This window comes from Paraburkholderia hayleyella (assembly GCF_009455685.1).
Classification (GTDB): domain Bacteria; phylum Pseudomonadota; class Gammaproteobacteria; order Burkholderiales; family Burkholderiaceae; genus Paraburkholderia; species Paraburkholderia hayleyella.
Genome location: NZ_QPES01000001.1, coordinates 421,283 through 442,342, shown reverse-complemented (window position 1 = coordinate 442,342; position 21,060 = coordinate 421,283). Strand labels below are relative to the sequence as shown.

At 61.3% G+C, this 21,060-nt stretch carries 17 protein-coding genes and 1 riboswitch; of the genes, 3 read left to right on the top strand and 14 right to left on the bottom strand.

Annotated features, from left to right (window positions below; genetic code table 11):
• Positions 1-93 precede the first annotated feature (93 nt).
• A complete protein-coding gene (locus GH657_RS01990; protein WP_153099148.1) occupies positions 94-1,782 on the top strand; it encodes a tetratricopeptide repeat protein in 1,689 nt (562 codons plus the stop codon).
• A gap of 154 nt (positions 1,783-1,936) precedes the next feature.
• Here GH657_RS01990 and GH657_RS01985 read toward each other — a convergent pair whose 3' ends face one another.
• From GH657_RS01985 to GH657_RS01940, 10 genes are all read right to left on the bottom strand, one after another.
• Entirely contained in the window at positions 1,937-3,067 is a 1,131-nt protein-coding gene (locus GH657_RS01985) for a TraB/GumN family protein (protein WP_153099147.1), read from the bottom strand.
• Positions 3,060-4,049, bottom strand: a complete 990-nt coding sequence (locus GH657_RS01980) for a peptide ABC transporter ATP-binding protein (protein ID WP_153101595.1) — start codon at positions 4,047-4,049, stop codon at positions 3,060-3,062. Before GH657_RS01980 ends, GH657_RS01985 begins: the two co-directional genes overlap by 8 nt.
• 29 nt (positions 4,050-4,078) lie before the next feature.
• On the bottom strand, positions 4,079-5,158 hold the full coding sequence (locus GH657_RS01975) for an ABC transporter ATP-binding protein (RefSeq protein ID WP_246173969.1): 1,080 nt from the start codon (positions 5,156-5,158) through the stop codon (positions 4,079-4,081).
• A 1-nt stretch (position 5,159) separates the two neighbouring features.
• Positions 5,160-6,041 carry an ABC transporter permease subunit gene (locus GH657_RS01970; RefSeq protein WP_153101593.1) on the bottom strand — a complete coding sequence of 294 codons (882 nt, stop codon included), beginning with the start codon at positions 6,039-6,041 and terminating at the stop codon, positions 5,160-5,162.
• 21 nt (positions 6,042-6,062) lie between these two features.
• The gene (locus GH657_RS01965; RefSeq protein ID WP_153099146.1) at positions 6,063-7,073 is read right to left on the bottom strand and encodes an ABC transporter permease subunit; all 1,011 of its coding nucleotides are present in this window, start codon (positions 7,071-7,073) and stop codon (positions 6,063-6,065) included.
• 127 nt (positions 7,074-7,200) lie between these two features.
• Positions 7,201-8,829, bottom strand: coding sequence for an ABC transporter substrate-binding protein (locus GH657_RS01960; RefSeq protein ID WP_153099145.1), 1,629 nt, complete (start codon positions 8,827-8,829; stop codon positions 7,201-7,203).
• Between the two features lie 244 nt (positions 8,830-9,073).
• Entirely contained in the window at positions 9,074-9,913 is an 840-nt protein-coding gene (gene metF / locus GH657_RS01955; RefSeq protein ID WP_153099144.1) for a methylenetetrahydrofolate reductase [NAD(P)H], read from the bottom strand.
• 49 nt (positions 9,914-9,962) lie between these two features.
• Positions 9,963-10,316, bottom strand: coding sequence for a phage holin family protein (locus tag GH657_RS01950; protein ID WP_153101592.1), 354 nt, complete (start codon positions 10,314-10,316; stop codon positions 9,963-9,965).
• Between the two features lie 168 nt (positions 10,317-10,484).
• Positions 10,485-11,906, bottom strand: coding sequence for an adenosylhomocysteinase (gene ahcY, locus GH657_RS01945; RefSeq protein WP_153099143.1), 1,422 nt, complete (start codon positions 11,904-11,906; stop codon positions 10,485-10,487).
• Between the two features lie 26 nt (positions 11,907-11,932).
• A riboswitch (S-adenosyl-L-homocysteine riboswitch) is annotated at positions 11,933-12,050 on the bottom strand.
• Positions 12,051-12,326: 276 nt separating this feature from the next.
• Positions 12,327-14,525 (bottom strand): OmpA family protein, encoded by a 2,199-nt coding sequence (locus GH657_RS01940; protein ID WP_174769848.1) that lies wholly within the window; start codon positions 14,523-14,525, stop codon positions 12,327-12,329.
• Between the two features lie 406 nt (positions 14,526-14,931).
• Here GH657_RS01940 and GH657_RS01935 point away from each other — a divergent pair, with 406 nt between their 5' ends.
• Both GH657_RS01935 and GH657_RS01930 read left to right on the top strand, forming a co-directional pair.
• Complete coding sequence (locus GH657_RS01935) at positions 14,932-16,614, top strand: isovaleryl-CoA dehydrogenase (RefSeq protein ID WP_153099141.1); 1,683 nt, start codon at positions 14,932-14,934, stop codon at positions 16,612-16,614.
• Positions 16,615-16,743: 129 nt separating this feature from the next.
• Entirely contained in the window at positions 16,744-18,192 is a 1,449-nt protein-coding gene (locus GH657_RS01930; RefSeq protein WP_153099140.1) for a coniferyl aldehyde dehydrogenase, read from the top strand.
• On the opposite strand, the gene GH657_RS01925 is transcribed toward GH657_RS01930, so the two are convergent.
• From GH657_RS01925 to fliS, 4 genes are all read right to left on the bottom strand, one after another.
• Positions 18,176-18,538 carry an EscU/YscU/HrcU family type III secretion system export apparatus switch protein gene (locus GH657_RS01925; RefSeq protein WP_153099139.1) on the bottom strand — a complete coding sequence of 121 codons (363 nt, stop codon included), beginning with the start codon at positions 18,536-18,538 and terminating at the stop codon, positions 18,176-18,178. The genes GH657_RS01930 and GH657_RS01925 overlap by 17 nt on opposite strands.
• The gene (gene fliK / locus GH657_RS01920) at positions 18,535-20,043 is read right to left on the bottom strand and encodes a flagellar hook-length control protein FliK (RefSeq protein WP_153099138.1); all 1,509 of its coding nucleotides are present in this window, start codon (positions 20,041-20,043) and stop codon (positions 18,535-18,537) included. The genes GH657_RS01925 and fliK overlap by 4 nt, the downstream gene beginning before the upstream one ends.
• 74 nt (positions 20,044-20,117) lie before the next feature.
• Positions 20,118-20,444 (bottom strand): flagellar protein FliT, encoded by a 327-nt coding sequence (locus GH657_RS01915; RefSeq protein WP_153099137.1) that lies wholly within the window; start codon positions 20,442-20,444, stop codon positions 20,118-20,120.
• On the bottom strand, positions 20,441-20,905 hold the full coding sequence (gene fliS, locus GH657_RS01910) for a flagellar export chaperone FliS (protein WP_153099136.1): 465 nt from the start codon (positions 20,903-20,905) through the stop codon (positions 20,441-20,443). The genes GH657_RS01915 and fliS overlap by 4 nt, the downstream gene beginning before the upstream one ends.
• Positions 20,906-21,060 lie beyond the last annotated feature (155 nt).

Genomic DNA, 21,060 nt, shown 5'->3' with positions numbered 1-21,060 from the left:
GCAGGCCTGACGGCTTATCATCGGCAAATCGCCTTCTTTTTTGGCTCAAGCCACGTTTTGCGCCAACAGCACGGCGCGGTTCAGCCCCTCCTCATGCCATCCAACCATCCCACCTCTGGCATTGCGCCCGATACCTCCGCGCCCACACTGTTGACAGCAGCGCTCGAAGCCCACCGCAATGGCCAGCTCACCCAGGCGGAAACGCTTTATCAGCAGACTCTCGCCCAGGCACCGCAACAGGCTGACGCACTGCATTACTACGGCGTGCTGCAATATCAGCGCGGGGCGTATCAGGCTGCCGCCGCGCTGCTCGACCAGGCACTCGCCATTAATCCGCACGCCGCCGAATGCATCAACAACCGTGGCTTGATCGCAGCCGCGCTCGGCGACCCAAAGGCCGCTTTACAGGCTTATCAAACCGCAGCGATGCTGCGCCCCGACTACACCGACGCCTGGTTCAACCTGGCCCAGGCGCTCAGCCGCCTCAAACGCTTCGATGAAGCCCGCGCCTGCTACGACACGCTCCTGACGCTTGAACCCGGTTCCGCCGATGCCTGTTTCAGTTACGGCAACCTGCTGAACGCCGCAGGCGATGCAAGCGGTGCGATTGAGCGTTTCCGCCAGGCCCTCGCGCTGCAGCCCGATTTCACCCGGGCGCATGTCAATCTCGGCTCCGCGCTGGGCAACGGCGGCGCCTACCAGGAAGCCGAGCATCACTATCGTCAAGCCGTCGCGCTCGATCCCGCGCCCGCCCATCTGGTATGCCTGGGCGCGGCGCTCGGCATGCAAGGCCGTCACGACGAAGAAGAAGCGTTCTATCAGCAGGCGCTTGCGCTCGATCCCGAACAGGCCGACGCCCGGCAAAATCTCGCGTGGCTTTACCTGAAACGCGGCGACTACCTTCGTGGCTGGGCCGAGTACGCCAAACGCTGGCGGCCCGCCGATTACAGCGCCATCACAGCCGATGGCATCGCCAAATGGCAAGGCGAGCCGCTCGCGGGACGTCGTCTGTTAATCGTTGGGGAACAAGGTTTCGGCGATCATTTTCAGTTTTTGCGCTTCGCGCGCCAGCTTGAAGAACATGGCGCTCATGTCGAAGCCTGCGTCCGCGAGCCCCTGCTCGAGATCATCCAGCGCACGCCTGGCCTCAAGCGCGCCTGGAGCGGCCCGCCGCGCGGCCACTACGATTTCTGGGTGTCGATGATGGACCTGCCGTTCTATCTCGGCACCGAACTATCGAGCATTCCGGCTGACATCCCCTACCTGTTCACCGATCCGGAAAAAATCGCCGCCTGGCAGCCTCGGGTTGAAGCGGCCGCGCGGCACAAACGCGCCAGGGTTGGGCTGGCATGGCAGGGCAGCCCAGCCGGATTGCCCAGCCGGATGATGCCGTTCGCCACGCTCGCGCCGCTATGCGAAGACACCGATATCGCCTGGTTCTCGCTGCAAAAAGGTCCGGCCCGTCACCAAACCGATACCGTTCCCGCGTCTCTGCGCCCCATCGATTTCACCGACGATCTGCATAATTTCGCGGATACCGCCGCGTTAATCATGAATCTGGATCTGGTGCTGACCATCGATACCGGTATTGCGCATCTGGCCGGTGCGCTGGGCAAGCCCGTATGGATCATGCTGCCGGTCGGGGCAGACTGGCGCTGGCTCGACCAGCGCGAGGATTCGCCGTGGTATCCCACGGCGCGGCTCTTCCGTCAGCTCGCGCACGACGACTGGCCCGCCGTGATCGCGCGCGTGCGCGAAGCGTTACGTACAACCTTCCCTTAACGATCCCTTGAAGGTACTCAATCGCGCATCCTGTGTGGCCGCGTGACCGTGACCGCGCCCGCTCGCGTGGCCCATCCGGCCCATCCGGTTTTGTGCAACGCTCCTGGCACTCGCCTGGCACGGACATAGTGCTCACAACCTTGTCGCGTAACTTTCACGCCGCCTGCACCACGAAGCCATGCTGCCGCAGCACTTGCAGCACACCTTTGGGGCCACCCAGATGCAGCGCGCCAAGCGCCACGAAAACCGGTTTGTTCGGGCCAGCCAGCAGCAGCATCCGCGTCACAAAACGGCGATTACGCTCAAATACAATCTTGTTCTCGACGCCAGCGGCCAGTTTCCGGTTACGCGCCAGTTGCTCCAACTTCGCGGTATTCCAGGCCGCGATCGCGTCCGCATCTCCGACACGCCACAAGCGATGCAGCATCTTCACGCCGGCCACATTTTCGGCGGGCGTAAGCACCAGGTCTTGCGCCAGCATTTCGCGCTGTTGTGCCAACGTCAGCCCGGTAAAGGCGCGCATTTGCTCGGCCAGCGTTTCCAGCCCAATGATCTTGCCGTGCAGGCGCAGATAAACGTTTTGCAATTGCGCTTCAGTGCCGTACTCGGTTTGCAGGCCCGCACTCATCGAATCGTAAGTCTCGACCACCAGCGAGGCGAGCCACGGACGCATCCGGCGAATCGCTGCAAGCGCCGCCGGATTGTCGCGCAAACGCGCGGCCAGCTTGCGCCAGAGCGGCTCGGAAAGCAGTTCAGGCAAGCAGTCGCGCGGGCAGATACCGTACTTCGACACATCATCCTGGGACAACAGCAGATCGTCCGGCGACAGCTCTAGCGCCAGCGTGCCCGACGCCGCCAACGCGCCCAGAATGGGGCGGCGAAAAAGCTGTCGCGGGATGTAATCGGAAGGATTGGCGGCATGCAGCGTGCCGAGTATGTAGAGGGTGGTGGTGCCGCGTGTGGCGACGTAGAACGGCATGTGCGCGGGCTGCACGCGCACGGGGCCGCTGGCGCTGGTGCCCGGCGATGCAGGGGGCGGAGAATGAAACCCTGGCAGCGCGGCAGGCGGTGACGGCGGCGGTGGCGGACCTGCCAGGCCTGCGCGCCCCGTCACCGCCAGTACGCAGAACACGCTGGCCAGTATCAATAAGCGCCTGCGCCACGCAAGCACGATACGACGCGATAGCCTCGACGCCAGCCGTGCACCACGCCGCATGCCACTGGCCAGCAAGCCGCCCAAAGACAGGCGGCACGCAAGCAACCGCGCCGCCCGTGCTTCAGGCATCCCCGTCCTCCATCACCTCCTCGGCGCGATGGCACGACACCTGGCGGCCATCGACCTCGCGCAGCCGGGGTTCTTCGCTACGGCAGCGCTCGATCACATACGGACAGCGCTGGTGAAACGTGCATCCCGACGGCGGATTGAGCGGTGACGGCAACTCGCCTTGCAAACGAATCTGTATGCGCCGGTCCGCTTCGAAGATCGACGGCGTCGCCGACATCAGCGCGCGCGTATACGGATGACGAGGCCGGGCAAAGATCGTCTTGCGCTCGCCTAACTCCACCACGCTGCCGAAGTACATCACCATCACCTCATCGGCGATGTGTTCGACCACCGACAGATTGTGCGAGATAAACACGTAGCTGGTTTTGAACTGCTCTTGCAAATCCATGAACAGGTTCAGAATTTGTGCCTGAATCGATACATCGAGTGCGGACACGGGCTCGTCGGCGACGACGATATGCGGCTCGAGAATCATCGCCCGCGCAATCGCCACGCGTTGTCGCTGCCCACCCGAGAACATATGTGGATAGCGTTTTGCATGCTCAGGCCGCAGCCCCACCGTGCGCATGATCTGCGCGATGCGTTCGCTGCGCTCGCTAGCGCTGGCACCCGTGTTGATCGCCAGCGGTTCGGCCAGCGTTTGTTCGACCGTCTTGCGTGGGTTCAGCGAAGCAAAGGGATTCTGAAACACCATCTGCACGCGGCGGCGCAGCGCGGCAATGCGCTTCGGGTCCGCCCCCGCGACATCCGCACCATCAATCAGCAAGCGCCCGGCTGTCGGCGCTTCGATCATCGTCAGTTGACGCGCCAGCGTGGACTTGCCGCAGCCCGATTCGCCCACCACCGCGAGCGTCTTGCCACGCTCAAGCGAAAACGACACGCCATTGAGTGCCTTTACCGTGCCATGCCCGAACATGCCGCGCCGCACCGTGTAATGCTTGACCAGTTGTTCAGCGATCAACACGGGCGCTTCACCTGTCATCGCTTCGTGCGGAAGGTCAAGAACTGCGCTCATTGTGTGCCTCCGTGAACATGGGCCTCGCCGGGCAAATTAAGCGGCCTGATGCAACGCGCGAACGCCGCTTCATCCTGGCCCGCCGCCGATAGCGGTACCGGTACCGGTACCGCGGCCAATGCGGGCCGCGCCTTCAGGCAATCGTCCACGACGTACTTGCAGCGCGGCGCGAAGAGGCAGCCAGGCGGCCGGTCATCGCGCCCTGGCACCATCCCAGGCAAGGCCGCCAGCCGCCGTGCGCCCGTGTTGTGCTCGGGAATCGCCGCCAGCAATGCTTGCGTGTACGGATGATGCGGCGTGGCGAAAATCGCAGGCACGCGGTTCGTTTCGATGACTTCCCCGGCGTACATCACCGCGACGCGTTGCGCGACTTCCGAGACCACCGCCAGATCGTGCGAAATCAGCACCAGCGCCATGCCGCGCTCCTTTTGTAACGTCACCAGCAGCGCCATGATCTGCGCCTGGATCGTCACGTCGAGCGCCGTCGTCGGCTCATCCGCAATCAGCAGCTTCGGATTGCAGGCCACCGCCATGGCGATCATCACGCGCTGGTTCATGCCGCCCGACATCTGGTGCGGAAACGAATCGATCCGGTGCTTCGCATCGGGAATGCCAACCTGATCGAGCAGCTCCAGCGTGCGCCGGTGCAGCGCATCGCCGCGCAAGCCTTCATGCAGCTTCAATACTTCCTTGATCTGGTAGCCCACGGTGTAGCTCGGGTTCAGGCTGGTCAGCGCGTCCTGAAACACCATGGCGATATCTTTGCCGATGATCTTGCGCCGCGCCTTGGCCGAGGCTTTCAGCAAATTCTGGCCATTGAACGTGACTTCGTCGGCGCTCACCTTGCCCGGTGCATCGATCAGGCCCATCAGCGCCATCATCGTCACGCTTTTGCCTGAGCCTGATTCGCCGACCACGCCGACCACTTCGCCTGGCGCAACCTCAAGATTGATCCGGTCAACCGCGGGCAAACCGTCGAAACTTACCGCCAGATTGCGAATGGTCAATAACTGGCTGCCAGCCCCCTCGGGGGACAGCGAACGCCGCAAATGAGATGCGTTTGGGGAGGGTGCCATGTCAGGCCATCCGTTTCAGTTTGGGATCGAGCGCATCGCGCAAGCCGTCACCCAGCAGGTTGATCGCCAGCACCGAGATCAGGATGGACAAGCCGGGCATGGTCACGATCCACCAGGCGCTGTCGATGTAATCGCGTGCCGAGGCCAGCATCGCCCCCCATTCCGCAGCCGGTGGCTGCACGCCCAGGCCAAGAAAACCCAGCGCTGCCGCATCGAGAATCGCCGAAGAAAACCCCAGCGTGGCCTGCACGATCAATGGCGCGGTGCAGTTGGGCAATACCTGCGAGAACATCAGCCGCAACGTGCCTGCGCCCGCCACGCGCGATGCCATCACATACTCCTTTTGCAACTCGCCAAGCGCGGAGGCTCGCGTGAGCCGCACATAGCCTGGCAGCGCCACGATCGCAATGGCGAACATCGTATTGAGCAAACCCGGGCCGATGATCGCCACCACCGCGACCGCCAGCAGCAGCGACGGCAACGCCAACAGCACATCCATCACGCGCATGATCGGCGTGTCCGCCCACTTTTCGAAGAAGGCCGCGATGAGGCCCAGCACGATGCCCGGCAACAGCGCCAGCACCACCGAAACGAAACCAATCCAGAACGATAGCCGCGCGCCATACATCAGGCGCGAAAGAATATCGCGCCCGGCTTCGTCGGTGCCAAGGATGAATTGCCAGTTGCCCCCGTCCAGCCAGGCCGGCGGAATCTTGACGAAATCGCGGTATTGCTCGATGGGGCTATGCGGTGCAATGAGCGGCGCGCTCAGCGCGACGGCGACCAGCAGCAGCACGATCACGCCCGCCCCCACAGCGCCGCGGTTGCGCGAGAAATTGTTCCAGAACTCGCGGATGGCGAGCCCCCGGCCACTAACGGGCATGGATGTAGAAAGATTCACGGGTTACCTCGTATGCCGAATGCGCGGGTTCAGCACGCCATACAGCAAATCAACGACCAGGTTCACGACGATCACCAGCGTGGCGATCATCAGAATGCCGCCTTGTACCACGGGGTAATCACGGCGGCCAATCGCGTCGATCAGCCATTTGCCGATTCCGGGCCAGGAAAAGAGCGTCTCGGTCAGCACCGCGCCCGCGAGCAAGGTGCCGACTTGCAGCCCGATCACTGTCACCACAGGAATCAGCGCATTCCGTAACGCGTGCACCACCACCACACGAGCAGGTGACAGGCCCTTGGCCCGCGCCGTGCGAATGTAATCCTCGCGCAGGACTTCCAGCATGGCCGAACGGGTCATGCGCGCCACCACCGCCAGCGGAATCGTGCCCAGCACGATCGCGGGCAGGATCAGGTGGCTTAGCGCCGAGCGGAACGCGCCTTCTTCATGCGACATCAACGCGTCGATCAGCATGAAGCCCGTGGTGTGTGGAATATCGTATTCAACCGCGATGCGGCCTGATACCGGAGTCCAGCCCAGCTTCGCGGAGAACACCATGATGAGGATCAGCCCCCACCAGAAAATCGGCATCGAATATCCGGTGAGAGCCGTGCCCATCACGCTGTGATCGACCACCGTGCCACGTCGCAAGGCAGCGAACACCCCGGCCGGCACGCCGATCAGGAGCGCGAACAGCAGCGCGCACAGGGAGAGTTCAACGGTCGCGGGAAAGCGCGCGAGAAATTCGTCCATGACGGAGGTATTCGTGATGATCGACACGCCAAGGTTGCCTTGCAGCGCGTGGCCGACGTAATGCAGGTATTGCATGGGCAGCGGCTCGTCGAGCCCGAGGCGGTGCATCGCTTCGGCATGCATCGCCGGATCGACGCCGCGCTCGCCCATCATCACTTCGATGGGATCGCCCGGAATCAGGTGAATCAGTGCAAAGGCCAATATCGTGATGCCGATGAAGGTCGGGATCACCATGCCAATGCGGCGCAAAACGAAGCGGAACATCGTTCGCTCCCATGTCTCAAGAAGAAAAACGCAACCGGCGACTAGAGCTTGTGACCCTAGTCGCCGGGCTACTTCGCTTTATTTTTCAATGCAGCGAAATCAGGCTACAGCCCTTCATGCGCGCACTTTATTGCAGCCCAACGCCATCAAAACGCGCGTAGCCGAGCGGCTCAATGCGCATGTCGATGACTTTCTTGCTGACCGGCTGATACACGGTCGAGTGCGCAATCGGCGAGAACGGCAGTTGCTGCGCGAAGATCTGCTGCGCATCGACGTAGAACTTCGTGCGTTGCGCCTGATCGACGGTTTCCCGGCCCTTTTGCACCAGTGCATCGAACGGCTTGTAACACCACTTCGAGAAGTTGTTGCCGTTCATCGCATCGCAGCTCAGCAACGTACCCAGCCAGTTGTCCGGGTCGCCGTTATCGCCCGTCCAGCCAATCAGCATGGTGTCATCTTCGCCGGCATGAGCGCGTTTGATGTATTCGCCCCATTCGTAGGTAACGATCTTCGCGCGCACGCCGATTTTGGCCCAGTCCGCCTGAACCATTTCCGCCATCAAGCGCGCGTTCGGGTTATAGGCGCGTTGCACCGGCATCGCCCACAGCGAAATATCGAAACCATTCGGAAAGCCCGCCTTCGCCAGCAGCGCCTTGGCTTTCACCGGATCGTAGGCCGCGCTTTTCAGGTTTTTGTCGTAGGACCATTGTGTCGGCGGCATGGGGTTGGTCGCGGGCTGGCCCGCACCCTGATAGACCGAATCGATAATGGCTTTTTTGTTGATCGCCATATCCAGCGCCTGACGCACTTCGAGTTTGTCCACGGGCTTGTGCGCCACGTTGTACGACAGGTAACCGAGATTGAAACCCGGTTGCGACGGCATGGCGATGTTGGGCTCCGCCTTGAGTGGCGCGATGTCGGCAGGACGCGGATAGCTCATCACCTGGCATTCGTCGCGCTTGAGTTTTTGCACGCGCACGCCGGCATCCGGCGTAATCGAGAAAATCAGCTTCGACAGCTTGACTTCACCTCGCTTCCAATAATCGGGATTGCCATCGAAGCGGATCGTCGCGTCCTTGGTATAGCTGCGGAAAATAAACGGACCGGTGCCAATGGGCTTCTGGTTGATATCCGCGGCCTTGCCCGCTTTCATCAACTGGCTGGCATATTCAGCCGAAAGAATCGACGCGTATTCCATCGCCAGATTCTGGATGAAGGGGGCGTTGACTTCCTTGAGCGTGAACTTGATGGTGTACGGATCGACCTTCTCAACCTTGGTGATCAGCTTGTCGAGGCCCATGTCAGTGAAGTACGGAAACTGCGTGGGATACGCGCGGCGAAAGGCGTTGTTGCTGTCCAGCATGCGTTCGAACGAGAACACGACATCGTCCGCATTGAATTCCCGTGACGGTTTGAAGTACGTCGTCGTATGAAATTTCACGCCGTGGCGCAAATGGAAGGTATAGGTTTTGCCATCTGCGGAAATGTCCCATTTCTCAGCGAGGCCAGGTTCGACCTTCGTGCCGCCTCGCTCGAACTCAACCAGACGGTTATAGACGGTGAACGTATTGGCGGTGAAATCCGTGCCCGTGGTGTATTGCGCCGGATCGAAACCTGCCGGGCTACCCTCGGAACAGTAGACTAGCGTCTTGTTGGGAATCTGCGCCTGAGCCAGGCTGGCCGCAAACAGCGATGCGGCTGTTGCAGCGCCTAAAGCCGTGATCCTCATGGCGCGCAACCGGTTATTTTGTTTCATGTGTCCTCCTCCAGGTTCGGACTGGCTAACGCCAGCGTAGCGCGATATTACTTGAGCCAAAACGGCAACAACAAGCAGACGAAATTCGCTGCGGCTCTAACATGGGCAGCTATGAAAATAGGCAGGGAAGTGGCTTGGACCATCGTCTGAAATGCGCGACAGGAACACGTCGTGCGTCGTGCTCAAGGTATGCCACCCCAGGCTACGCCCAAGGCAGCATGACGCCACAACCTTTCGCCCCGGCTCAAGCCGTGGCCGCGCCCAGACGCTCGCAAATGGCGCGCGTTGCCGCAGCGCCATTCAGCGTGTAGAAATGCAAGCCCGGCACGCCCGCATCGATCAGGCGCTGGCACAAACCGGTCACGACATCGAGACCAAACGCGCGAATCGCATCGCGGTCATCGCCAAAGCCCTCTAGCCGCCGCGCCACCCAGCGTGGCACTTCCGCGCCGCACATTTCGGAAAAGCGCATGAGTTGCGAAAAATTGGTGATCGGCATAATGCCCGGCACGATCGGCACGTCGACGCCCAGCTTGCGGGCATCGTCGACAAAACGGAAATACGCGTCGGCATTAAAGAAGTACTGGGTAATCACGGAATTCGCGCCCGCTTTGACCTTGCGGGCAAAGTTCGCCATATCATCGCTGGGCGAACGCGCTTGCGGGTGGTATTCCGGATAGCCCGCGACTTCAATCCAGAACCAGTCGCCGAACTCCGTCCGGATAAAACTCACCAGCTCGGAGGCGTAACGCAGCTCACCGACCTCACCCATGCCCGAAGGCAGGTCACCGCGCAGCGCGACGATATGGCGAATGCCCTGCGTGCGGTACTCGTTAAGAATGGCGCGCAAGCTGTCTTTCGAAGAACCGATGCATGACAGGTGCGGTGCCGCCAGCAAGCCCTCGCGGGCCATTTCGACCACGGTGTCGAGCGTGCCTTGCTGGGTCGAGCCCCCTGCGCCAAACGTGACCGAAACAAACTTGGGGTTCAGACGCGCGAGTTGAGCGCGTGTCACGCGCAGCTTCTCGATGCCTTCTTGCGTTTTCGGCGGGAAAAATTCGAATGAAAGTTCGATCGGATTCATGAGTCAGTGGGCACGGTAGGCACAGTGTGCAAAAGAAAAACCGCCGGCGTCAGTTGATGCCGCGATTGCCGAGAATCAGCGCGGACAGCATCCACGAAACAATGCTGTACAGGATCGAACCGAAAAACGCGGACCAGAACCCTGAGACTTCGAAACCCTTGAGCAATGACGCACACAGCCAGAAACACAGCGCATTCACTACCAGAATGAAAAACCCAAGCGTGAGCACGGTCACCGGCAGCGTCAGGATAAGCAGCAGCGGACGCAAAAACGAATTGATCAGCCCCAGCACGATAGCGACGATCAACGCGGTCCCAAAGTTGCGGATGTGGATCGACGGCACGATGTATGTAATCGCCAGCAACGCCAGCGCATTGATCAGCCAGGTCAGCAAATAAGGCATATAAGGCATGCAAGCCTCCGATGAAAATAGACGTTTGGCACCAGGCGAACGCAGTCGAATAAAACCGCAGACCCAACCCCGCGCGACACCCGGGCCAGACAGTACAAACCAGACAGTACAAACCAGAACAGGCGCGCGCGGGTCTTACTTCATGACGTCATCGAAGGTTTAATAACGATAGTGGTTCGGCTTGAACGGACCATTGCGATCCACGCCGATATAGCCCGCCTGTTCTTCCGACAACACGGTCAGATTAGCGCCGATGCGTGCCAGATGCAGGCGCGCCACTTTCTCGTCCAGTTGCTTGGGCAGCACGTACACCTTGTTTTCGTACTGTTCGCCGCGCGTGAACAGCTCGATTTGCGCGAGCGTCTGGTTGGTGAACGAATTCGACATCACGAACGACGGGTGGCCCGTCGCGCAACCCAGGTTCACCAGGCGGCCCTCGGCCAGCAAGATCACGCGTTTGCCGTCCGGGAAAATAATGTGATCGACTTGCGGCTTGATGTTTTCCCACTGGTACTGGCGTGTCGAGGCGATATCAATTTCGGAATCGAAGTGACCGATATTGCAAACAATCGCGTTATGGCGCATCGCCTTCATGTGATCGTGGCCGATCACATGAAAGTTACCCGTTGCCGTCACAAAGATATCGGCCTTGTCGGCCGCATATTCCATCGTTACGACACGATAGCCTTCCATCGCGGCCTGCAAGGCGCAAATCGGATCGATCTCGGTCACCCACACCGTAGCGCCCAGGCCACGCAGCGATTGCGCGCACCCCTTGCCCACATCGCCATAGCCTGCCACCACGGCGATCTTGCCTGCGATCATCACGTCGGTGGCGCGCTTGATGCCATCCACCAGTGATTCGCGGCAGCCATACAGGTTGTCGAACTTCGATTTGGTTACGGAGTCGTTCACGTTGAAAGCCGGGAATGGCAGACGACCTTCTTTTTCCATCTGGTACAGACGGTGCACGCCCGTGGTGGTTTCTTCGGTAACGCCCTTGATGTGTGCCAGACGCGTCGAGTACCACACCGGATCTGCATCCAGATGGCTGGCGATCGATTTGTATAGCGCAACTTCTTCTTCGTTGGTGGGCTTGGCCAGCACGGAGCGATCTTTTTCCGCTTTCGCGCCGAGGATCAGCAGCAACGTGGCATCGCCGCCGTCGTCGAGGATCATGTTGGCGAATTCGCCATTCGGCCATTCGAAAATACGGTGCGAAAACTCCCAGTATTCGTCGAGCGATTCGCCCTTGAAGGCAAAAACCGGCGTGCCGCTTTGCGCGATGGCGGCGGCTGCGTGATCCTGAGTCGAGAAGATATTGCATGAAGCCCAGCGCACATCAGCGCCCAGCGCCGTGAGCGTTTCGATCAACACACCCGTCTGGATCGTCATGTGCAACGAACCCGCCACGCGCGCGCCCTTGAGCGGCTGCTGCGACTTGTATTCGTCACGCACCTGCATGAGGCCCGGCATTTCCGTTTCAGCAATATTGAGTTCTTTACGACCCCAGGCAGCCAACCCCATGTCGGCGACGACGAAATCTTGTGAACCTTGGGAAGATTGAGCTACGGCGTTCATCACGCCCTCCTTTGTAAACTAGGAATTTGACGTGAGCGCCGTTCGACAGGTAAAGCCAACGATGCATTCCGCATGCACACCAGCCCTTCCGATTGAATGCCTCCGAGCCTGGCGGGATGCCCCGTCGCAACGCTCCTCGGAGAAAAGAAGCGCGATTGTAGCAAATCAGGGGTGAAAACCGGGCCAGGCATTCAGCCCAGTATCAAACCTTTAAAAAAAACAGGCCGCCCGGTCAAAATACCGGACAGCCTGCCAGAACCATCGCAAAAAATGACTTCGTTTAGCGCATCGAGTCGTTCGCTTTTTTATTCATCCATTTATTTTCTGCTTATTTTTCTGCTTATTTCTGCTTATTCGCCCGCCTAAAACTCCGAGCGCATAAACTCCGCATAAATCAATCAATAGCTTCTTTGATTAATTTCACTGACTACCCGTAAATTCGATGCGCCGGTTAGCGAAACGGCCACCTTCCGTATCATTGCTCGCCACGGGATGGATCTGGCCGTAACCCACCGCATGCAGCGACCCGGCAGGCACGCCCTCACTCACGAGGAACGCCCGCACCGAAGCCGCACGCATTTGCGACAAACGCAGATTGTCCGCTGGCGTGCCCACGTTATCCGAATAGCCCGCCACGTTGAGCGTCACCCGCTTGCCGCTCGCCGCACAACGCTTGAGCGCCTGAGCAGACGCTTTAAGGTTAGCCACCGCGGATGCCGGAACGTGCGTGCTGCCAGACGAAAAATCAATCACCTGGATATTCAGCGTTTTGGCAAAACTAGCTGCATCGCATGGCCCATTTTCGGCCAGCAACGCCTTGACCTTGGCCTGAAATTGCCCAGAGGCATGCGCCACGGCTTGCTCAGCGCTAAATATAGTGATGTTATAGCGCCCACCCAGCTTCTCGCGCAGTCGCCCAACCCAGTTATCGCTGGCGCGTGTTGCGCTGCCACTCAGTTCTATCTGGTTACCCGCCAGCCACAGTTCCGCGCCGGGTTGCGTCATCAATGGCAAAAAGGCATCGAGATGAGCAAGCCAGTCCGATGACTCGATCGAGGGATTAACGTCGAAATCGCCTGAAAAATGCTGACCGAATTTTTTCGTCAGTTTTTTGGCTAGCGCAGCACGCTCGTCTTCGCTGCCCAGACGCGCAGTCAGCGAAGGCACGCCAGCAGCATCGACACTAAACACCAGCATCGAACGCTGCATCGGCACATTCGCGGCACCAGGCTGCGAAGCGCCAACCGCCCGGGCCGCATTGGCGGCAGGCGTAGCGCTAGCTGTACGGGTGGCATTGGCGCCAGACGTAGCGCTATCCGCACGAGCGGCATTGGCGCCAGACGTAGCGCTATCCGCACGGGCGGCATTGGCAGCGGGCGCAGCGCTATCCGCACGAGCGGCATTGGCAGCGGGCGTAGCGCTATCCGCACGAGCGGCATTGGCGCCAGACGTAGCGCTATCCGCACGAGCGGCATTGGCGCCAGACGTAGCGCTATCCGCACGGGTGGCATTGGCGCCAGACGTAGCGCCATCCGCACGGGCAGCATTGACGCCAGACGTAGCGCCAGGCGTAGCGCCGGCAACTTTCCCAGGGGCGAATGAGTCAGGCTGGGACCAGTTCATGGCAGCACCCGCCTCCGCGCCTCGGGAATTCCACGATGCAACTGCGGCGCCAGACTGCGAAGCGTCGGCAGCACGAGCAACGCTCCCAGTAGAGGTACCGCTGGTAGCGTTCCCGGTCCCGGCGGGGGCGACTGGAATAGCATGAAACGAAGTCATGGTGCTGTTCTGCCGCTCATCCTGAGACTTACGCACATAGAAAACCGCTGCTACGACGATGATGATGATTAACAGCCCCCACAACGCGGCTCGTGAAGACTCTTCCTTACCCGTCGCCCCATTAGTCGAAGCCGTCGATGATGCTCTTGCCGTACCCGCTTTCGGACCCACAACCGATACTTTATCCACGCCAGCCTTACCTGACGCACCCGGCTTACCTGACACGCCAGACGAAGTCTGCGCAAGGCTGGCGGCGGTAGCATTCAACTGCATGACGACGCTGCCATTCAAGCTCGCCACAGCGCCCAGTCCCAACGACACACACAAATCATCATTCATCTGCCTGCTGACATCGGGTGCCTGCTGCGCCAGCAGCATAGGCAACGCATCGCTCCCCGCATGAGCCTCAAGCAGAGAATGCTTCAGCACGCCCAGCACCATCGCGCCGAAAATGCCGACTAGCGCATACGTCGCCTGCGATGTCGCGCCGGTCTGCCTGGCGATGACTTCGCTCAGAGGGTCTACACGCATGGCTATCGCCTGCTCGATCAACTGTCTGCCAGCCAACGCCAACTGGTTCAGTCCCGCCGTATGCGCAATCAGTTGAGGCAGTTGCTCGCCGATTCGCGCATTGACTTGCGGCTCCAGCAAAAGCGCATACAGTGAGCGCGCACCTTCCGGCATCGCGCTCCGCTTCATCAACGCGGCGACCAGCGCGGGCAACGTGGCCATCATCACGGCATGAGTCGCCTGGGGGGGCTGCCCCAGCCCCTTGGCCAATAGCCGAACCACATCATCGGTCACCGCCGATCGAACCTGTTGAATCACGTAAACATTCATTAACCACTTTCCCCGAATAACGCGAGCCGCCCCTTGGCTTGCTCATTTTTGCGGCACGATTATAAGGTCGGAAAAATCTCAAAAATTTAATCTGACGAACGGTGGAGAAAATACTGAGCCAACCCTGGGAAAATTCCCAAACCCATAAAAACAACTCATATCAGTCTCATTATTTAAATCAGCTTTTTTTAATTCAATTCTCAATTTTTATTGAATTTTTCTTACAGCCGGTTTTCTGCTCAGGCCTTTATCCGCAAGGCTGAGCCCGCCCTCTACATGAAATGGGTGTCGCAAGCGGCAACGCGCACCTATGATGCAAAGGCCTTGCGCGCATCGCCTGGATCAGCGTTGTTTTAACGCACTGCGTTCATGCCAGCGACGACAGTCACGTACTCGGAGACAGCAAATGGAAACATTAAAACCCGGCCACACGCGCTCTACGCATGAAATCACCAATCAGGTGCCGCCGCTCGTTGATTACAACCTGTTCGCCAGCGATCCCGCGCTGAGTGCCGCGCTCGAGCGCAACGGCGCGGCCTGGCATCGGGCGGCGCTGCTACGCGACGGCGCCGCGCTGAGCAGCGCGCAAGTGCAGGCGCTCGCCGATCTGGCGAACCGCCATAGCCCCGAGCTTTTCACGCACAGCCCTCGGGGCGAACGAATCGACGCGCTGGAGTTCCACCCCGCCTGGCACACGCTGCTCACGTTGCTGCGGCGCCAGGACCTGCATGCGCTACCGTTTTCGCAGCCCCAGCCTGGCGCGATGAGCGCGCGTTGCGCAGGCTATTTTCTGCATGCGCAGCTCGAATCAGGCTCGCTTTGTCCGCTCACGATGACCTTCGCCAGCATCCCCGTCTTACAGCGCGAACCCGCGCTCTTCGACACGCTACGCGACAAGCTCTACAGCAGGGAACACGATGCGCGCGATCTGCCCTTGACGCACAAGCGCAGCGCGATGATCGGCATGGGCATGACCGAGAAACAGGGTGGCTCGGACGTGCGCAGCAACCAGACTCAGGCGTTTCCGACGCACGGCGGCGGGCGCGGGGCGCATTACCGGCTGGTGGGGCATAAATGGTTTTTCTCCGCGCCACAGTGCGATGCCCATCTGGTGCTAGCGCGCACCAGCGAACACGCAGGCTTGTCGTGCTTTTTCGTGCCACGTTTTGCACCCGACGGCAGCAAGAACGCGGTGCAGGTGCAACGCCTGAAAAACAAGCTCGGCAACCGCTCAAACGCCAGCAGCGAAGTCGAATTCGATCAGGCCTTCGGCATCCTGATTGGCGATGAGGGGCGCGGCATACCGACCATCATCGAAATGGCCAGCTACACGCGGCTCGACTGCGTGATTGGCAGCGCGGCACTCATGCGAGCGGCGCTGGTGCAGGCGATTCATCATGCGCGGCACCGCAGCGCCTTCGGCCGGCGCCTCATCGAACAGCCGTTGATGCGCAATGTGCTAGCCGATCTCGCGCTCGAAACCGAAGCGGCCACGGTGCTTTTCATGCGTCTGGCACGTGCTTTCGAAGAAACCGCCCACGCCGCGGAAGAACGCGGGTGGCAACGCATCGTCACCCCGGCGGCGAAATTCTGGGTGTGCAAACGTGCGCTCGAATTCACCGGAGAAGCGATGGAAGTCTGGGGGGGCAATGGCTATGTCGAAGACGGGCCCATGGCCCGGCTGTATCGGGAAGCACCGGTCAATTCGATCTGGGAAGGCTCGGGCAATGTGATGTGTCTCGATGTGCTGCGCGCCATCGAGCGCGAGCCGGATGCCGCGCATGCGCTGCTCGCGGCGTGGCAAGCCGTAGCGCACAACGAGCCCGCCTTGCAGGCAGCGCTGACACGGCTCACGGCCGCATTGGCAACCGATGCCGCCATGCGGGAAGCCTCGGCACGCCGGATCGCGCAGCAAATCGTCCTGCTGGCGCAGGCGACACTGCTGGTGCAATACGCGCCACCTGCGGTAGCCGACGCTTTCATCGCCACGCGGCTCGCCGATAACTGCGGCGACAACGGACGAATCTATGGCACGCTGCCTGCAACCTTCGATCACGCTGCGCTCATCGAACGGGCCTTCGCGGTCTGAGCGCGGAATTGACTCAACCTCGTGACTCAACCTCGTGACCCAACTTCGTGACCCAGCCTCGTGACCCAACTTCGGCTCAATATCAGCCCAGGCCAGACGGAAACCTGTCGCCCCACACCGGATGCTTTCATGCCCCCTGAAGCCGCAGCCTCACCTGAAGCATCCGCGCCCCTGGCTCCGGCCGCCACGGCTCATGCGCTGTTGCTGCGCCAGCGCGCGGCCTGGCAAGCTGCGCCCTATCCGTCCTGGGCGGATCGTGCCGCGCATCTGAAGGCCTTGCGCGAGATGCTGCTGAACCACCGCGTCGCACTAGCCGCAGCGATCCACGACGATTTCGGCAATCGCGCACAAGAAGAAACCCTTCTGGCCGAATTCTTGTTGCTCAAGGAAGAGATTGACAACGTGCTGCGCTGCGGCAAGCGCTGGATGAAGCCGCAACGGCGTCGCGCCAGCAAGTGGCTGCGGCCGGCGCGCGCGCAGGTCGTGCCTCAGCCGCTAGGCGTGATCGGCATCATCGCGCCGTGGAATTACCCGGTGCTGCTGGCCGCCAGTCCACTCATCAGCGCCCTCGCGGCGGGCAATCGCGCACTGCTCAAGATGTCGGAACTGACACCGCGTACTTCGACGTTATTCGCCGAGCTCATCGCGCAAACCTTCGCGCCCGAACAGGTCGCGGTCGTCAATGGCGATGCCGCCTTCGCCGCCGCCTTCAGCGCACTGCCTTTCGATCATTTGCTGTTCACCGGCTCCACGCACGTGGGCCGCGAAGTGATGCGCGCCGCCGCTGCGCATCTGACGCCCGTCACGCTGGAGTTAGGCGGCAAATCGCCCGTGCTTATCGGGCCCGGCGCGCGTTTCAGTTACGCGGTGGACAGCCTGCTCGCGGGCAAGACGCTCAATGCGGGACAAACCTGCGTGGCACCCGATTACGTGCTGTTGCCACGCGGCACCGAGCAGGCCTTCATCGAGCGGGCCCGCGCCCGCTTCGCGCAGATGTATCCCGCTTTCGCGCGCAATCCGGATTACACCTCGATCATCACGTCCCGGCATTTCGCCCGGCTGCAGCAACTCGCCGACGAGGCCCTCGCTGCTGGCGCACAGCTCCATCCGCTCGATCCGGCCGCCGCTGATCCGCTCACACGACGCTTTACGCCCTGCGTGGTGACGCAAGCGCCTGCGACAACCGCCTTGATGCAAGAAGAGATTTTTGGCCCGCTGTTGCCGCTCGTGCCTTATGACACGCTCGCGCAAGCCATCGCCTGGATCAATGCCAGGCCCCGCCCGTTAGCGCTGTATCTCTATGACGACGATCCGGCCACGATCGAGCGCGTCACGCGCGAAACCGTGGCTGGCGGCATGGCCATCAACGAAACGTTGATGCATCTGGCGTGCGAAAACCTGCCCTACGGGGGCGTGGGAGCCAGCGGAATGGGGGCGTATCACGGTTATGAAGGCTTCGTTACGTTTTCGCGGATGAAGCCGGTGCTGACGCAGGCGCGTTTCAATGGCCGCTGGCTGATCGCACCGCCTTATGGCAAGCGGATGAAAGCGCTGCTGCGTTTCATGTTGCGTTTTTAGGAGGCGAAGTTCTTTCCGCGTCAAGCGGATTAGCCGCATGGACCGGAACATCGGCCGGCGGCATGCTCCCCGCCTCAGGCATGCCGCTTTCCAGCCGGTGCAGCCACGCCAGCAACTCGGCCACCGCCTGATACAACTGGGGCGGAATCTGCGCATCCAGATCCACCTGCATCAGCAGCGAGACCATCTCGGGTGCTTCGTGAACATAGAGACCCGCTTCGCGGGCGCGCTGCACGATCATCTCCGCGACCATGCCATAGCCCTTCGCCACCACGCGCGGCGAGCTATCGCCACCCGCCGCATCGTAGGCCAGCGCCGCCGCGCCTTTGCGCCGGGCGCGTCTCATCGCACGTCCCAATCGACATCGTCAGCCTTGCCCGCCGCCTGCTGTGATGCGGGCTGTGCGGTGTGTCCTGAAGCCCGCGTGGCAGCCGTCGCGGCGGCCCGGGCATAGGCACTGGCGGCCTGAGCCGGATCGGTAGCCCCCGGTTCGGGCGTTTCATTCGTTTCAGATTCATGGAATGGCTGCCACAGGCTGGCTTCGTCCGCGACCGCGCGAATCGAGAGGCCGTGAAGCTGAATGCCCGCTGCGGCCAGACGCTGGCCAAAAGCTTCGCCCTGTTGTACCAGGCGCTCCGCGCCATCCGCATTGGCCTGCAAGCGCACCACCAGTTGCGCACCGGTCAAGGCAAGTTCCGCGTCCACCGTTCCCAGCACGGGGAGCGACAGCGTGACTCGGGTGCGCCACACACGCGCTTCATCCTGAGCCGGGGCCGCAGCAGACGAGTCTCGATGCCCCCGGCCGCGCCGTTCGGAATCGTCGCGCTCAATGGTCCAGTCGAATTTCGCGCCGGGCCAGGCTTCGCCGCTCCAGCGAAACTGCTCGCTCGCCAGCAGATCGAGCTGCTGGCGCACAAGCGAAGCGGTCGCGGGATGAATCACGGGAAGCAAGCCGGATTGGGCTGCCTGGGAACTTGAGGCGTCGCCCGCGTTAGCCAGCGACATCGCCGAAGTATCCGGCTCGCCGCCATAAAGACGTCGCACGGGGGTCGCTGGCGCGCTCAGGCTGGACAAACGCTCAGCCATCGCCTGGCTTGCTGCGGCCAGGCGTGCAGCGAGCGGTGTAACCGTAGTGCCCGTGCTCGTGCTCGTGCTCGTGCTCGTGTTCGTGCTCGTGTTCGTGCCTGCATTGGGTGCGCTTGCGGATGTGGCCATGCGAGCGCCCTCGGTCCAGCGCGAACTGGCGCGAAAAGAGGTGGATTCGGCAGAGGCATCGGCGAAAACATCAGCCAGCGCCGCGGACAGCGGCGACGGCGGCAACCCGCGTGGCGAGCTCACCAGGCGGTTTTGCGGCTCGTCCAGCAGCGCCTGCAATGAGCGCTGCCCGACCAGCCATTGCGCCAGATGCGCTTCATAAAACAGGCCGCATTGCGCCACGGTCTGCCGCAATGCGGCCGTCAACGCGACGGCGGCGGGGTTGGCGGGATTGGCAGAGTTAGTGGCAGGCGTATGCCCGGCGCTCGCAGCCGAAGTCAAAACCTGTTGTGCCCAGTTCGGGGCCAACATAGTGGCCCCAGGCGGGTACGGCCAGACGGGTGTCTGGCCCAGCACCGCCGGCGTGGCCGTACCACCTGAGCGCACAATCGCATCCAGCGTCCGCGCCATGGCAGACAGTGCGGTCTGCGCCGAAACCGCAGGCGGGCTGGCGGCATTCGTCCCCGCTCCGGAAGCAAACGCCTGTGTGGCTGCCGCTCCCGTATTCGACGCTGCGGTATGACCCGGCGCGACAGACAGCAAGCTGTCGACTCGATGCACCAGCAAGGCAGCTAAATCTGTGTCGAGCGGGTTCATGCGATGTTCTTCCTCACCCAGCGTGAGCCGAGCCCTCCGGCGCCAGCACCGGACCCGGCATCCGCCCGGCCCATCTAATGCGCGCCATAAAACGCTTTGAGCGCCAGCACAGGACGTCCGGAAAGCAGGACGGATAGCCGCGCCATATCAGGGTTGGCGAGATCACGAATCGCCGCGTCATCGGCGAGGATCTGACGAATCAGACAATATTTACGTGCCCGTCCCGCGTCATCAAGCGTGACGCCGACCTCTGTGCCGTCCAGCCGCTCGATCAGCGCGCGAAACTCATCCTGCAACAGCTCCAGATCCGCCCAGCGTGAACGGCGCGCCGCACTCAGCATCCGGCCAGACACCGCCGCAATCGCCTCGTAGCGCGCGAAATAGTCTGGGTCGGGTGTCATTTGACGGGTTCCGCCGTTACTGCTGCTGTTCCCGCACCTTGTGCCGCTTGCTGCGCCGCCATGCGCGCCACTTCAGGTCCGATGCCGATCCAGGCTGTTTCGAGTGTGGCAAGCAAAGCATCCACTTCGAGCAGCAGCGCTTCGCTTTGCTCAAGGCTGGCTTCGAGCAGACGCCGGGTCATATAGCTGTAGAGCGCATCGAGCCGCGCCGCGATAGCACCGCCCGCCTCAAGGTTGAGCGCTTGGTGCAAACCCAGCTCGATGATCCGGATGGCCTTGCTGATAGCCTCGCCGCGCTGCGCAATCTGGCCTTGCTGCAAATGCATCCGGGCAAGAGCGATGGACTGGCGTGCGCCCTGATACAGCATCACGATCAGGCGATGCGGGCTCGCGCCCATGACTCCAGTCTCGACGCCAATCTTGGCATAAGCATTGACTCCGGCGTTGCCTGGCGAAAACATCGGTACTCCTCCTGTGTGATGCAGCTAATGCGGCTGAATACGGCGCTCATAACTGGGCGCACGAGCGCCGCGTGACGCGAGCGGCTGCAACGTGAGTGCTACCCGGGTTATCGGATGAAGCAGACAAAGCTTTAGGATAAGAAGTCATTTTTACT